Here is a 15555-nt window from a genome sequence, read left to right on the forward strand (position 1 = left end):
TGTGCCGTCGGCCCAGTTGCTGCGGGTGAGTGGTTCCAGGCCATCAGGGCTCGAAGGCCCCGGGAACGGAGGATCCTGGGCCTATACTCCCCTGCGTGTCATCGAAGGGGGAGTTATCGACGGCCGGCAGTCGGCTCCGGTTCGCTGTTCTCGGTCCGCTCCGGGCCTGGCGCGGTGACGTACGGCTGGAGCTCGGTCCGGTTCGCCAGCAGGCCTTGCTGACGGCGCTCCTGATGCGGCCGGGCACTACCGTCAGCCGGCAGCAGCTGCTCGACGGAGTATGGGGTCCGGAGCCGCCGGGCACGGGCGCCAAGGTGATCCCGGTCTATGTGCACCAGCTCCGCAGACGTCTGGGCGCCGAGGGAGAGAGCCCTTCCGACTCCGTGATCGTCACCGACCGGGGTGGCTACCGCTTCGACCCGCAGAACCTCTCTATGGACGTGGCTCGGCTGCAGGAGATCGTCGCCGAGGCGCACGCCGCGCGGAACTCCGGTGACCTGGACGCCGCAGCAGGCGCGTGGTCCACCGCCCTGGAGCTGTTCCGGGGCGATCCCCTGGCCGAGATTCCCGGGCCGTTCGCCCAGGGAGAGCGCTTACGGCTGACGGAACACAGGCTCGTGTTGGTGCGGGACAAAGTGGAGTGCCAGCTGCAGCTGGGCCGCCACGCCGAGGTCGTGGGAGAACTGTTCGCCCTGACCGAGACGCACCCGCACAACGAGGCCCTGGCCGCTCTGTTGATGCGTGCCCTCTACGCCGGCAACCGGCAGGCCGACGCGCTGGCTGTCTTCACCAGGACGCGCCGCCGTCTGGTGAGGGAACAGGGGGCGGAGCCGGGCGGTGAACTGCGGCGGGTGCACGAGGCGGTGCTGCGCGCTGACGAAGCCTTCCTCATCGGCACGTCGTCACGGCCGCGCCGGTCGGCGGACGGCGCATCGCCACAGCCACGCCGATCGGCGGCCCCACCGCCCGCGGCCGCTCGCCCATCCCGACGCGTGCGTAATGAACTACCGGTCGACGTCGGCGGCTTCACCGGGCGGAACCGCGAACTCGACATGCTCCTCGCGCAGGCCGATGAGCAGATGGTGACGGTCCGCGCCGTGGACGGAATGGCCGGGGTCGGCAAGACCGCGCTGGTGGTGCGCGCCGCGCGTCGGATGTCGGAGCGCTATCCGGACGGCTGCCTGTTCGTGGACCTCCACGGTCACCGCGACGGGCGGGAGGCAGCGGTCCCGCACCGCGTGCTGCGCCGGCTGCTGCGGGCGGTCGGCGACACCGGCGAAGGCGACGACGAGTCGTCGGAGGACCTCGACGGGCTGGCCGCGTCATGGAGGGCCGCGACCGCCGTCCTCCGGCTGATCCTGGTGGTCGATGACGCATCCGCTGCCGATCAGGTGGGCCCCCTACTGCCCGCCGGTCCCGGCAGCCTCGTGCTGGTGACCAGCCGTCAGCGGCTGACTGGACTGGATGCCGACCGCAGGATCTCGCTGGCGCCGCTGGACATCGACGAGGCGGTGGCCCTGCTCACCCGCATCGTCGGCGGTCCGGGCTCCGATCCCGAGCGTGCGGCGGTGCGCGAGCTGGCCCGCCTCTGCGACCGGCTGCCGCTGGCCCTGCGCGTCGTCGGGGCTCGACTACAGAGCCGCCCGTCGTGGGCGCTGGAGCGCATGGCGGCCCGGCTAGCTGACGACGAGCACCGGCTCGGCGAGCTCGCCGTGGAGGACCGCAGCGTGGAGGCGGCCTTCCAGGTCTCCTACGACCAGCTTCCGGACGCCGAACGGTGTGCGTTCCGCGCGCTTGGCCTGTCGCCGACCGTAGAGTTCGACCGGCTGACGCTGGCCGCCATGCTCGACCTCACACCACCCGACGCCGAGCGCGCCCTGGAGAGCCTGGTCGAGGCAAGTCTCGTCCAGCAGGCGGCCACGGGCCGCTACCGCCTGCACGACCTGGTCGCGGTCTACGCCCGGCGCGTCGCCGCCGCGTACCCCGCGGAAGTCGCGGCGGCCCGGACCGGGGTGTCCCGGCTCTACGTGGTGGCCGCTCGCCGCGCGAGCGACTGGGGCCCCTCTGCCTTCCCGACGGGCCCGCGGCCGGACACCGCGCCCTTCGCGGACGGGGAGGAGGCGTCGGCCTGGCTGGACGCGGTAGGCGGCGAGCTGGTCGACGTGGTCGCCCATGCGGCGGCCGTGGAGCACGTGGACGACGCCTGCCGGCTCGCCGAGGGACTGTGCGACTACCTGACCCGGCAAGGCCGGTACCACGAGTGCCGGGCGGCCATCGAGATCGCGCTGCCGCTCGCGGAGCAGGCCACCGACCAGCGGATGGTCTCCGAGCTGCGCACCTGCATGGGCATAGCGCACGGCCTGCAGGGCCAGTACGAGCAGGCGCGCCGCTGGCTGAGGGACGCCCTGGAGATCAGCCGCCGAACCGGGGACCTGATCGAGCAGGCCCGGGCCCTGGGTTCCCTCGGGATCTTCGCCACCGCGGCGGGGGAACCGGCCGAGGCCGCCGCGCTCCTGGCGGAATCCGCGAACCTTGCCGGAGCAGCGGAGGACGACTGGCTCACGGTCATGTACCTGGCCAACGTCGGCGCCATCCACCATCAGGTGGGACAGCTCGAGACGGCGCACGACTGCTACGCGGCATCGGTCGTCCTCGCCGAGAAGATCGGCAGACCCAGGATCCTGAGCAAGACGCTGTTCCGCATGGGGACACTCCAGCTCGACCGTGGACGGTACGCGGAGGCTGCCGACGCGCTCCGCCGGGCCGCCGGACTCGCCGAGCGTGTGGGGGACATTCCGCTGTACGCCGCGGTCCTAGGCAGGCTGGCCGCCGCCGAGGAGTGCCTGGGCAACCTGGCCGGGGCGACGGAACTCCGTTACCGGGCGCTCGCGGCGGTCGGCGAACGCACCGGCACCAGGCTGGAGGCCGAGATCCGAAACCGGCTGGGCTGGCGCCACGCCGCGACGGAAGACCTCACCCGGGCGCGCGACCGGTTCGAGCGGGCCGTCGCCCGTTCTCGTACCGACTCCGGGGAACTCGCCCGCACCATCGACGGCCTGCAGCGTCACGGACAACCGGGCCCCGGAGGCTCCGGCCGGCCGAGGACGCCGACATGACGCCGTCGCGGTGGGCCCCGGCGCGGCGGATGTGCACCGCTGCGCCGGGGCGACCGAGACGTCGGGAGGGCGGATCGGGCAGGTGATCCGGCAGAGGCGAGCCGTACGTGTTCCCGGGATGTCGCACCCACCTCCAGCCGTTCGGGCGGTCAGGAGGCGAAGGCCCTCTCCAGCCTGGGGATCAGGTCCCTGAGGTCCTGTTCCCAGCAGCCGGCGTTGTGGTCGCCGTTGCAATGGGTGCCCCAGCCGGAACCGTCGCCGTAGTCGACGTAGTAGTAGGGCATGCCCAGAGCGTCCATGCTCTCCTTGGCGTGCTTGGCCGCGCCTTCGAGCCAGAACTCCAGTCCTGCGTTGCCCACGTAGATGGAGACCCCGATGCCGGCGAGCTTGTCCATGTGCGCTGCAGGGTCGATCTCGTTCCACCGCCAGTCGGCGTTGAACACCGGGTAGGGCGAGCCGAACAACGCGTCGCTGTCCACGCCGGGCTTGTAGGGGGAGTCGTCGGGGTCACAGTATCCGGACGACGAGCCGCAGACCGCGCCGAGCGTGTCGGTGACGGAGGCGACGACGGCCAGCCTCAGGTCCATGGACCTGACCGACAGATCGGTGTCCCCTGACAGGGATGCGGTCTGGCTGAACAGGTCGGGACGGTCCTGGGCGTAGTGGAAGGCGCCGAACCCGCCCATGGAGACACCGGCGATGGCCCTGGCCTTCTTGGTGGGAATGGTCCGCAGGTTCGCGTCGATGAACGGGATCACCTGCTTCAGGTGGAAGTTCTCCCAGTTCTGGGCTCCGAGCTGAGTCTTCTGGTTGAGCCAGTTGGCATACCAGCCCCGAGCGCCGCCGTCCGGAATGACGGTGATCATCGAGTCCGACTCGGTCAGCGCCGGATAGGTCTGCTGGACCGGGTCGTCCGGTGAACCGTGCAGGAAGTACAGCACCGGGTAGCGCCTGTCCGGGTCGTCGTAGTAGCCGCTCGGCAGAATGATTTTGATGTGGTGCTTGCCCGTGACCTCGGGCGTGGTCACCGTGATGTAGAAGTTGGTGGGACCGCCGACGGCCGTGTCGACCTGGGTGAGGCCGAATCCGTTCGTCATCGGTGGCGGCGTGGTGCTGTCGGCGGCCTGCGCCGGTCCGGCGGGCATGACCATGGCCACGGCGGCGACGATCCATACCGCCGCCAGTCGCCAACTCTTCGATGTCCTTGTCACAGCGTGCCCCCTCGTGAGCTTCTTGGTTGCGTGGCGCGAGATGTACCGGGAAGTGGTGGCATCCCGATGCGGGAGCACGCCGGAGACCGCCATCGGCGTTCCGGCGTGCTCACACGCCGATCTCAGTCCAGGACCTTGACCTCCAAGGCCGGTGAGGCCGCGATCTGCTCCTCGGTGAACCGCTCGGGCACCCACTGGCCCGCCGAGAACAACTTGGTCTGATCGGCGTAGTGCGGCGAGTTCGGGTTGGCCGACTGGGAATAGGCCAGTACGGAGGAGGCCTGTGGCGGACCGTCTGCGGTGAACCGCACCTCCTGGATGAAGCTGGACCCGAAGACGACGTCCAGCTTGCCGTCGACCTGGCCAGGAGTGATCACGTTCAGCACGCCCAGTTCGCTGATCGAGCCGTGGATCGGGATCTGTTCACCGTTGCGGGTGATCTTCTGGATGTCCGAGAGCGGCGCGTTCAGCGGAATGCCCGTATTGCGCAGCGCGAGAACCGCACGGCCCAACGCGTCGCGGACGGCGGAGCTTCCCGAGTCCAGCGAGTTGGGCGTGTGCACCGGGTCCTTGGGGTCGAAGGGAACCCGCCACGGAAGATTCTCGACAGGCTGCCCACTGGCCAGGTAGGACCAGTAGTACGCGAACAGCCAGGACCCGCGGCTGTCCGCCGTGTAGGCGTGATCCTTCCAGGCGGCCAGGATCGGACATGCCTCGCTCACGTTGACCAGGTTGCCGTCCACCAGGACGGTCCCGAAGGGGACGTTCTGACACGCCGTCACCGTGGAGTTGAGGGCCAGATCGGCCGCCCTGCTCTTGTCGGCGAACAGCAACTGCCGCATGTTCTCCGGCGTGAAGCCCTTGCCGGCCAGGCCGTCGGTGCCGTTGATCCGGTTCTGCGCGGTCAGGATCAGCTCCTGGGTACGCAGCGACCGGGGCGCCGCCGTGTCGCCCATGACCCGGGGGAAGGACAGCGGCTGCTCGGGGTTGGCCAGCCATGCGCTGTCGTTGGCGTTGCCCACGAAGTCGGACCGGATGAGGCGTGGCTGCTTGTGCGGGTCCAGCAGACCTGGCGCGACCGCGTTCGGATCGTCGGGCCAGTCGCACTCGCTGCGCTTGCCGTCGAAGATGGAGACCGGCGGCACGTTCGGTCGGCGTAGCGACTGGTTGAACAGGATCTTTCCGGTCTCGGTGAGGCACGACCGAGCATGCTCGTCGGTGATGTTCGGGGTGGCCTGGATGTCCGCGTACAGCGCGTTGCCCTTGCGGTCGGAGGCGACGGTGTTGAAGAAGGGGACGCCCTGCGTGGTCTCCAGAGTGTTCACCACGTCGTTGACGTCCTTGGCCTGGTCGAGGTGGAACCAGGTGTTCAAGGCCCGCAGGTTGTCCATGTTCACGTCGCGTACCGCGTGGGCGCTGACTGCCCAGGGCAACGGGACGCCCTGGATCGAAGTGGTGATCGGGCCGTATCGGGTGGACCACAACGTCCTGGTGACCTTGCCGATGGAGCCGTCCGCGTTCAGCACATCGACACCGACCTGCTGGGAGGTCATCCGTTGCCAGGTGCCGTCCACCAGGTAGTTGGTCGGGTTCAGCGGATCCACCTGCACGTCGAACAGCCCGAACGGCGCTACCGTGGCGATCGTGTGGCTCCAGGCGACGTCGTTGTTGTGCCCGATGGTCACCGCAGGCAACCCCAGCAGGCTGGCCCCGGAGACATTGGCCTTCCCCGGGATCGTCAGCTGGCTCTCCCACATCCGGTTCTTGCCCTGCCACGGAAAGTGCGGATTGGCCAGCATCATGCTGGTGCCGCCGGACACGCCCTGCGAACCGACCGCCAACGCGTTGCTGCCCATGCTCTGTTGGCGGCTCACCGCCATCGCGTCACGGATTTTCTTCGCGGTCTTCGCCGCGGAGGGCGCCCGCCGCGCGGCGGCCGACGCCCCCGGGGGTGCGGCGTTCACCTCACCGTCCAGCAGCGCATCGGCACTGCCCATGATGATCTCGGCGTGCGCGTGCCGGTAGACGTCCAGCTCCGTGATGGGCCGCACCCAGGCCGCGCCACGGCAGGCCGGGTCGGAGATGTTGTTCACGCCGGTCTCGGCCAAGTACCTGTTGTATCCCTGGACATAGCCGCGAATCGCCTCTTTGACCTCCGGCTCCGGCCCCTTGGGTGCGGGCTGCTCGAGCAGCCGCTCCACCACCCGGTTGTCATTGATCCGCTGGAAGTACAGGTCGCTGTTGAGATTGGTGGTCATGTTCTGGTGCTCGCCGGGGCTCGCCTTGCCGTCGGGCCCCAGATAGCGGGACCTCTGGGCATTGACCGTCAGATACGTGTCGGCCAGGGTGCAGATGTTGTCCTTGGCCGCGGCATATCCGTATCCCGTTCCCAGCCCCTCCCAGGTCGAGGCGATGATGTGCGGGATTCCGTATTCGGTGTAACGGATCGTCGGCTCGTCCGGCCCCTGTTCGGCGGCAGGTGACCCGGTAGCCGCCATCGTGCTCAGCATCGCGACCGCGGCCATGACCGCCATCGGCAGCCTCGCTCTGAATCTCCTCCGCACCATCAAGCCGTCCTTCCCCTGCGGTAGCGGCCTTTGTCTGGACGCGGCCAGGCTAGGGAGAAGCGATGAAATCTCGATGATGCCGCCGCGCCCCAGGGCGTCGTCGACGGGGTCGGCGCGCATGTGGTCCGCGATCGCCCAGCCGACCAGGCGCCGGGAGGCGAGGCCGACGACCGGGGCCGGACAACGGAACTCGCCTCCGGTCGGCGGGAGATGAGCGATGCCGACGACGTACTTCGTGTGCACCACCGCGGCAGTGAAGTTGCGGCAGAGCCGGTCGGCTGCCCTCGCGGCGACCGGGTCCGCGATGGTGTGCGGTGCTTGCGGCGCAGCCGCAGTCCGGCCGGGCCGATCCGGCCCGTGACGCGGGCGGCGGCCCGGTCGGCCGCGGTCTTGCGCCGGCAGGAGGAGCACGAGCAGGCGATACCGCGGCCCGGACCGCAAGCCCACCATGCGCCGACGCACCGCCGGACACCCACACACCGGCGGTGAACCGGTATTTCATCGTCCTTTCAACGCCCCTCGCCAGGATGAACGTGCCGCTGCGGACCGCCCGGGCCGTTCCCGGAACCGTGGCGCAACGGGCGCCGTGTGATGCCCCGGCGATGACCGAGGCGTGAGGAGAACACGTGGAACACCCGGCACAGCGCTCGCGGACCGCATCCCCCGACTTGACACCGCGTTCGCCGCGGTGAGCCGACCCTGGAGGGCCGACCATGTCCAACCCCCCACGCCCCGACCGCTTCCCGCTCACCCGCAGATCGCTGCTCAGGGCAGGCGCGGGCGTCACCCTGGGCGCCGGCGTGCTGGGCAGCTCGATCGCCGCCGCTCCCAGCGCTGCGGCGGCCCAGCGCGGTGCACCCCTGTGCGAGCAGCCCGGCGACTCGGCGAGCTCGCAGGGCCTGGGATCGGGGGATCTCGCCATCCCCTACTACCGGGAGCACGACAACACCTGGGGCTACGTCTTCGGCGACTCCTTCACCGAACCTGGGTTGGGAGGGGACTACCTCGGTTCCCCGGTCATGCTGAACCAGGCCGCCTTCGATGCCTCCGGTACGACACCGATCTCGTTCACCTGGGCCATGCCCACGGGAGGTGCCGCCCGGCAGCTCTTCGACTACGAGCACAACGCCGACAACGGGCACGGCTTCGAGGTCAGCCGTATCCCCAACGACTGCATCGAGTTCGGCGGCCGCACGTACATCCAGTACACCTCCGTGGAGGTCTGGCAGCCCCCCGCGGGCTACGACGGCTCACGGATGTCCGGCATCGCCTACTCCGACGACCACGGCGTGACCTGGCACGACTACCCCTACCACTGGGCGGGTGACACCCAGGGGGTGAACCAGTCCATGTACGGGATGTGGTCCTTCGCGGGCATCGACCCCGACGGCTGGCTGTACGTCTTCTCCAAACGCTGGAACGGCAGCCACCGCAACACCGGTGACGGAGGGGCGATCCAGCTCTTCCGCATCCGGCCGGAAGAGTTCCGCGAAGGCAACTTCGGAGCCCAGGAGAACTGGGCCTACCTGGACGGCCGTTGGCAGTGGACGCAGGCGGTCCAGCCTTCGATCATCCTGTCCGGGAACAACATCGGGGAGTTCTCGGTGAAGCGCATCGGCAGCACCTACTGCATGAGCTACTTCGACGTCACCGACTACTCGATCTGCACCCGCACCGCGCCCCGGCCCGATGCCGTGTGGAGCGCGCCGAAGCCGCAGATCGTCGGCAACGCCGCCTGGCCGCCGAACCACTGGGGCAAGCCCCAGCTCCCCTTCCTCTACGGCGGATACATCCACCCGGGCAGCGCCGGCCCCAACTCCCTGACCTTGATCGTGTCGCAGTGGAACGGGCAGCCCGGCCAGTCGCCCTACCGAGCGCTTCAGTACGACGGCATCAACCCGTAGTCCGCGTTCCGTATCCCCCTTCGGCACATCCCCGGCACAGGAGGAACAGATGAGAGGCATCGGCTTACGACGCGCAAGACCAGCCAGGACAGCCCTGCTCGTCCTCACGGTTCTGACCGCACTGAGCGGCAGCCCGGCGGGCGCCCAGAGCGCAAAGCCCCCGAAGGGCATCCCCGGCCCCCTGAACCACGCCGCCCCCGCACCGCTGTACTGCGACGTCCCTGAGGAGCGGGACATCGCGGTCACCCGCAAGGTCTACGAGGTCGGCCAGCGCATGAACGTCTCCGAGAAGGTCATGCTCGCCGGGTTCGAGACAGGCTGGGTCGAGTCCCGGATGAACAACCTGTCGTGCGGGGACCGGGACTCGCTCGGCGTCTTCCAGCAGCGCCCCTCGCAGGGCTGGGGCTCACCCGAACAGGTCATGGACGTCGACTACGCGGCGGGGAAGTTCTTCGAGGCGGCCCTGCAGATGGAGCCCGGCATGACGGGCAGCACCGCCGGGCAGCTCGCCCAAGCCGTCCAGCGCTCCGCGTATCCGGATCGGTACGACCAGGCGGAGGACATCGCCCGAACGCTGCAGGAGGAGGCGTTCCAGCCCTACGGCACGATCGGGGCGAAGTACGACAGCATGGGCGGCCCGGGCAGCGTCCTCGGCCGGCCGGTCCGGGCCGAGGAGGCAGCCTCGCTGGACGGGCGCTTCCAGCTGTTCGAGCACGGGATCATCCTGTGGCATCCGGATGCGGCCTACGCGGTCTACGGCGACATCCTGAACACGTTCTGGGCGACGGACGCGGAGCGACGCTGGGGTTTCCCGACCATGGACGAGGCCGATGCCTCACGGGCCCCGGACGGAACCCGAGGACGCTACCAGTTCTTCGAGCGGGGACTGTTCCTCTGGTCCCCCTCCACCGGCACCCATGTCGTGCATGGCGCGATCTACGACGCCTTCCACGCCGCAGGCCACGAGAGCGTCCTGGGCTACCCGACCACCGACGAGACGGACGAGGCCGGCGGCGGCAGAGCACAACGCTTCCAGAAGGCCACCATCCACTGGCACCCGGACAAAGGCACCTGGATCACCAACAACTGAACAGGAGAGCTCCCTTGAGGTTCTTTCACCGTACGGTGCGTCGCTTGACGGCATTGGCCCTGGCGACCCTCGCAGCCGCCTTCTGCGCCGCACCGGCCGCGAGCGCGTCACCCCCCGACGAGCCGATCGGGCGGGGCGAAGTGATGGAACGCGCACGGTCGTGGATCGACGAGCAGGTGCCGTACGACCAGACCGGCTGCCATGAAAACCAGTTCGGCTGCTACCGCCCGGACTGCTCGGGCTATGTGTCCATGGCCTGGCATCTGAGCAGCTCCCTCACCACCTGGAGCCTGTGGAACGTCACGTTCGACATCTCGGCCGACGACCTGCAACCCGGTGACGCCCTGCTGCGGGACTCGGACGGCACCGACCACGTGGCACTGTTCGCCCGCTGGGCGGACGGGGCCCACACCCGACCGGTGGTCCGCGAGGAGTACGACTTCGGACACGTGGCCGAGGAACACGTGTGGCCCGACGGGCTGCGCGGGTTCTCACCCCGCCGCTACAACAACCTGGACGACCTCGTGCCGTACGGCTCCATCGCGATCAAGTACGACAGCATGGGCGGCCCGGGCAGCGTACTGGGACGGCCGATCCGGGGCGAACGCGACGCCTCGCTGGACGGGCGCTTCCAGCAGTTCGAGCACGGGATCATCTTGTGGCATCCGGATGCGGCCTACGCGGTCTACGGCGACATCCTGAACACGTTCTGGGCGACGGACGCGGAGCGACGCTGGGGTTTCCCGACCATGGACGAGGCCGATGCCTCACGGGCCCCGGACGGAACCCGAGGACGCTACCAGTTCTTCGAGCGGGGACTGTTCCTCTGGTCCCCCTCCACCGGCACCCATGTCGTGCATGGCGCGATCTACGACGCCTTCCACGCCGCAGGCCACGAGAGCGTCCTGGGCTACCCGACCACCGACGAGACGGACGAGGCCGGCGGCGGCAGAGCACAACGCTTCCAGAAGGCCACCATCCACTGGCACCCGGACAAAGGCACCTGGATCACCAACAACTGACGCTCATGGGACCAGCCTTGGGCCGAACAGCTCCAAGTCGAGTCGGCAGGCCTGGAACATCTCCTGCCCCATCACCGAGCAGTCCTCCATTCCGAGAGTCGGGGAACATCCGCGCTTGTGCAGATGCACAATCGGCTGAGCCGATCCGGCTTCACCGCTCCATCGACCCCGTCGTAACGGCTCGCGCACACTGCCGGGGAACCGGGCCGAGCAAGGAGCACAGCCATGAAGACATACAGCGGGCACTTCATCGACGGGGAATGGACTCAGGCGCCGAACGCCGAAGTGATCGAAATCATCAACCCTGTGGACGAACGTGTGATCGGCTCGGTTCCGGCCGGTACGCCCGAGGACATCGACCGGGCGGTGCGTGCAGCCGCCCGGGCGTTCGAGGGGTGGTCCCAGTCCTCCCCCGAGGTCCGTGCGGACCATCTGCGGCGTGTCCACCGTGCGCTGGAGGAGCGCGCGGAGGAGATCGCGCGCCTGGTGGCGAGCGAGGTCGGTACTCCTGTCCAGGAGAGTCGGGTCCTGCAGTCGGGACTGCCCGTGTTCACCTTCGGCCAGGCCGCCGAACTGGCGGCCGGTTTCGACTTCGGGCCGGAGGAGGTCGGCAACTCGCATGTCGTCCGCGAGCCCGTCGGAGTCGTCGGCTGCATCACGCCGTGGAACTTCCCGCTGCACCAGGTCTCGCTGAAGGTGGCGCTGGCGCTGGCCGCGGGGTGCACCGTCGTGCTCAAGCCCTCCGAGGTCGCTCCCCTGTCCGCAATGCTGCTTGCGGAGATCGCCGAGTCCGTGGGGCTGCCCGCCGGAGTGCTCAACGTGGTGACCGGATACGGGCCGGTGGTGGGTGAGGCGTTGGTGAGCCACGCCGACGTGGCGATGGTCTCGTTCACCGGATCGACCCGGGCCGGCCGGCGGGTGGCGGCGCTGGCGGCGGAGACCGTCAAGAAGGTGGCGCTGGAACTCGGCGGCAAGTCGCCCAACATCATTCTGGACGACGCCGACCTGGAGGCCGCGGTCACCGACGGAGTGGCCAAGTGCTACCTCAATGCCGGCCAGACCTGCATCGCTCTGACTCGCATGCTCGTCCCCCGTGACAAGCTCGAGGAGGCCGGCCGGATCGCCGCCGGTGCGGCGCGCGGCTACCGCGTCGGCGACCCGCAGGACGAGGAGACGCGGATCGGTCCCCTGGTCTCCGACGTCCAGCTCAAGCGCGTGCGCGACTACATCGCGGCCGGGATCGCCGAGGGCGCCACCCTGCTCACCGGCGGTCCCGACGCGCTGCAGGACGGGCCCGGCTACTTCGTCGCTCCGACCGTCTTCACCGACGTCACCAACGACATGACCATCGCCCGCGAGGAGATCTTCGGACCCGTGCTGTCGATCCTGCCCTACGACACCGAGGAGGAGGCCGTGGCCATCGCCAACGACACGCCCTACGGCCTCGCCGGCGCCGTGTGGTCGGGCGATCCCGAACGGGCGCGCGCGGTTGCCGGCCGGATCCGGGCCGGGATGGTCGACGTGAACGGCGGCGCCTTCAACCCCCTTGCCCCGTTCGGAGGTTACAAGCAGTCGGGTGTGGGCAGGGAGGCCGGGCGCCTGGGCTTCGAGGAGTTCCTGGAGACCAAGGCCATCCAGTACTGACCGCCTGGCCGGCCGCCGAGAGAGAGGGCACACCATGTACGACTACATCATCGTGGGTGCGGGATCCGCGGGCTGTGTGCTTGCCGCCCGACTCAGCGAGGACCCCGACGTGCGCGTCCTGCTCGTGGAGGCCGGCCCGGCCGACGACGCCCAGGAGATCCACGTTCCGGCCGCGTTCTCGAAGCTGTTCCGGACCAAGTACGACTGGGACTACCTCAGCGAACCCGAGCCCGGCCTCGAAGGCCGACGGCGCTATCTGCCGCGCGGCCGTATGCTCGGCGGCTCCTCGTCGATGAACGCCATGATCTACATCCGCGGCAACCGGCGCGACTACGACTCATGGGCCGCCGCCGGCGCCAAGGGCTGGGGCTGGAACGAGGTCCTGCCGTACTTCCTGCGGTCGGAGGACCACCACGCCGGCGCCTCCCCATGGCACGGCGCCGACGGCCCGCTCCCGGTCAACCCCGGACGCTCCCGCAACCCCCTCGTCGACGCCTTCCTGGCAGCGGCTCAGCAGGCGGGGCACCCGTTCAACCCCGACTTCAACGGCCCTGAGCAGGACGGCGTCGGGTACTACGAGCTCACCCAGCGCGGCGGCCTGCGCTGCAGCACGGCCGCCGCCTACCTGCGACCCGCCGTCGAACGGCCCAACCTGTCCGTGCTCACCGGGGTGCAGTGCACCCGCATCCTCCTCGACGGGGAACGCGCCGTCGGTGTCGAGGTGGACCGGGACGGAGCGCCGCAGGAACTTCGCTGCGAACGGGAGGTCGTTCTCTCGGCGGGCGCCTACAACTCGCCCCAGTTGCTCATGCTCTCGGGCATCGGTGTCGCCGACGAGCTCGCGGCCCTCGGCATCACCCCCAAGGCGAACCTGCCGGTCGGCGAGAACCTCCAGGACCACCCGCACCTGGCCGTCGTCCATCTCACCGACACCGAATCCCTGCTCACCGCCGAGACCTCCGAGAACCTGCAGCTGCTGGAAACCGACGGCCGCGGGCCCCTCACCTCGAACGTCGGTGAGGGCGGCGGGTTCTTCCGCACCGCCGGCGGTCTCGACGCCCCGGACGTGCAGATCCACGCCGTGCCGGCAATGTTCCACCAGGAGGGGCTGGGAGCAGCCACCGACCACGCCTTCCACATCGGCGCGGTGCTGCTCGCACCCACGAGCCGCGGAAAGGTCACGCTGCGCTCGACGCTGCCCAGCGCAAAGCCGCGCATCCTGCACAACTACCTGTCCACCGCGGAGGACCGGGCCACAGCGATCCGGGCGCTGCGGCTGGTACTGAACATCGTCGGACAGCCCGCCCTGCGCACGCACCGCCGGTCGGACTTCCTGACGCCGTCGTCCGACGGCGACGCCGACCTCCTGGCCTACGCGCGGCGCGAACTGCAGACCCTGTACCACCCGACGAGTACCTGCGCGATCGGCCCGGTGGTCGACGACGAGCTGCGTGTGCACGGTGTGGCGGGACTACGGGTGGTCGACGCCTCGGTCATGCCGACCGTGGTCCGGGGCAACACCAACGCACCGACGATCATGATCGCGGAACGGGCGGCGGACCTCATCCGCGGCACAGTGCCCGCCGATGTCTGACGCAGGGGCGGATTGTTGACGTGGGCGGACTGTCGCCACAACCACGTCGTGTGGTTACTCTGCCAGTGGCCCGGCCGGCTCCGGGCCACTGGTACGTCGTGGTGGGACAGCCGGTGCGGCGCTCCCGCCGACCTCGCTGCGGGGAGCCCGAATGACTGTCACCCATCGGTACAACGGTGTAGACGACAGCGGCGTGGACGACGGCCTGCGCAGGCTGGTCGACGTGCTGCTGCCCGGGATCGACCGGTTCGCCGACCTGCTCACGGACCGGATCACCGAGGAGGAGGACGCCTATCGCGACCACGGCCACGTGAAGCACGACCAGCTGCGCACCTCCTGCGCGGACAACCTGCACTCCATGGTCAGCCAGCTGGGCCGGGACGCTCATGACCTGCGCGTGCCGCACGACACCGGTCGTTTCAAGGCCGAGCACGGAGTGCCGCTGTCCGCGGTGACACACGCCTACCGGGTGGCCGGACGGTTCCTGTGGGAGTGCGTCCTGACCGAGGCGGGGGACACTGTCACCCGGGAGATGCCGCACGTCGCCACCGCGGTCTGGTCGGTCAGTGACGCCTTCACCGACGCGGTGGCCGTGGCCTACCGCGAGACCATGTCCGAAAGGGCCCACCGTGACCGGCAGGTCAAGAGCCTGCTGCTGGCCGCGCTGCTCGACGGCAGGCTGGACGAGGGCACCCACCTGTGGGAGTGCGCCGACGCTCTGCGGCTGCCGCAGCGCGGAGTCTTCGCCGTGGTCAGCGCCGAGACCGCGGCCGTGGGCCGTCCGGCGGACGAGGGCGCCCTGCACGACGTGGAGGGCGCCCTGCGTGCCCTCGGCGTCTGGTCGGTCTGGCGCCAGGAGGACGACGTGCAGGTGGGGCTGCTCTCGCTCCGGTCGCCCGGGAGCCTTGCCCAGGCCGTGGAACTCCTTCGCGGGCGGAGCGTCGGGCGGGTGGGCGTGAGCACGCTCTTCCACGGTCTGGAGCAGGCGCCCGGCGCCTTCCGCCAGGCGCGGCTGGCCTGTGCCTGCGTCGAGCCGGGCGCCCGCGAGGTGGCCTCCTACGGTGACTCACCGGTCCGCCTGATGGTGGTGAGCGCCCCCGACTCGGCCCGGCACGCGGTGCGCAAGGTACTCCGCCCTGTTCTCGAACTCCCGCAGCACGAAAGGGAGCTGCTGCTGGAGACGCTGAGCCGGTGGTTCGCATCGGGCGGATCCGCCACCGAGACCGCCGCCCGGATGTACTGCCACCGCAACACCGTGACGTACCGTCTGCGGCGCGTGCAGGAACTTACGGGGCGCTCACCCACCGACCCGGTGGGGGCGAGCGAGATCCACCTCGCTCTGGAGGCACACCGCCTGCTGACGGGCCCCCCGCCCACCGGCCCGGCCGGTTCCTGAGATCTCCGAGG

General features: G+C 69.6%; 9 protein-coding genes. 7 read left to right on the forward strand and 2 right to left on the reverse strand.

Annotation, left to right across the window (positions count from 1 at the left end; translation table 11 throughout):
• Window positions 1-95 precede the first annotated feature (95 nt).
• Window positions 96-3116 carry an AfsR/SARP family transcriptional regulator gene (locus AC07DS_RS01915; protein WP_479141717.1) on the forward strand — a complete coding sequence of 1007 codons (3021 nt, stop codon included), beginning with the start codon at window positions 96-98 and terminating at the stop codon, window positions 3114-3116.
• 149 nt (window positions 3117-3265) lie between these two features.
• Here the strand turns inward: AC07DS_RS01915 and AC07DS_RS01920 are convergent, their stop codons facing one another.
• Both AC07DS_RS01920 and AC07DS_RS01925 read right to left on the reverse strand, forming a co-directional pair.
• A complete protein-coding gene (locus AC07DS_RS01920) occupies window positions 3266-4327 on the reverse strand; it encodes an alpha/beta hydrolase (protein WP_479141720.1) in 1062 nt (353 codons plus the stop codon).
• Window positions 4328-4449: 122 nt separating this feature from the next.
• Window positions 4450-7140: a penicillin acylase family protein gene (locus tag AC07DS_RS01925; RefSeq protein ID WP_479141721.1), complete on the reverse strand. Its 2691-nt coding sequence runs from the start codon at window positions 7138-7140 to the stop codon at window positions 4450-4452.
• A 467-nt stretch (window positions 7141-7607) separates the two neighbouring features.
• On the opposite strand from AC07DS_RS01925, the gene AC07DS_RS01930 reads away from it, so the two are divergent.
• The 6 genes from AC07DS_RS01930 to AC07DS_RS01955 all read left to right on the forward strand — a co-directional run bounded on the left by AC07DS_RS01930 (window position 7608) and on the right by AC07DS_RS01955 (window position 15544).
• On the forward strand, window positions 7608-8798 hold the full coding sequence (locus tag AC07DS_RS01930) for a DUF4185 domain-containing protein (protein WP_479141723.1): 1191 nt from the start codon (window positions 7608-7610) through the stop codon (window positions 8796-8798).
• Window positions 8799-8847: 49 nt separating this feature from the next.
• Window positions 8848-9888 carry an LGFP repeat-containing protein gene (locus AC07DS_RS01935; protein WP_479141724.1) on the forward strand — a complete coding sequence of 347 codons (1041 nt, stop codon included), beginning with the start codon at window positions 8848-8850 and terminating at the stop codon, window positions 9886-9888.
• Window positions 9889-9923: 35 nt separating this feature from the next.
• Complete coding sequence (locus AC07DS_RS01940) at window positions 9924-10910, forward strand: LGFP repeat-containing protein (RefSeq protein ID WP_479142138.1); 987 nt, start codon at window positions 9924-9926, stop codon at window positions 10908-10910.
• Between the two features lie 225 nt (window positions 10911-11135).
• Entirely contained in the window at window positions 11136-12554 is a 1419-nt protein-coding gene (locus tag AC07DS_RS01945) for an aldehyde dehydrogenase family protein (protein ID WP_479141726.1), read from the forward strand.
• Window positions 12555-12588: 34 nt separating this feature from the next.
• Complete coding sequence (locus AC07DS_RS01950; protein ID WP_479141727.1) at window positions 12589-14148, forward strand: GMC family oxidoreductase; 1560 nt, start codon at window positions 12589-12591, stop codon at window positions 14146-14148.
• 151 nt (window positions 14149-14299) lie between these two features.
• A complete protein-coding gene (locus tag AC07DS_RS01955; RefSeq protein WP_479141728.1) occupies window positions 14300-15544 on the forward strand; it encodes a PucR family transcriptional regulator in 1245 nt (414 codons plus the stop codon).
• Window positions 15545-15555 lie beyond the last annotated feature (11 nt).

The organism is Streptomyces sp. NPDC044064 (genome assembly GCF_056434245.1).

Excerpts from the sequence above, each read along its gene's own strand:
- AC07DS_RS01935 (WP_479141724.1), top strand. The coding sequence starts at position 8,848 with ATGAGAGGCATCGGCTTACGACGCGCAAGACCAGCCAGGACAGCCCTG.
- AC07DS_RS01930 (WP_479141723.1), top strand. The coding sequence starts at position 7,608 with ATGTCCAACCCCCCACGCCCCGACCGCTTCCCGCTCACCCGCAGATCG.
- AC07DS_RS01955 (WP_479141728.1), top strand. The coding sequence starts at position 14,300 with ATGACTGTCACCCATCGGTACAACGGTGTAGACGACAGCGGCGTGGAC.
- AC07DS_RS01945 (WP_479141726.1), top strand. The coding sequence starts at position 11,136 with ATGAAGACATACAGCGGGCACTTCATCGACGGGGAATGGACTCAGGCG.
- AC07DS_RS01950 (WP_479141727.1), top strand. The coding sequence starts at position 12,589 with ATGTACGACTACATCATCGTGGGTGCGGGATCCGCGGGCTGTGTGCTT.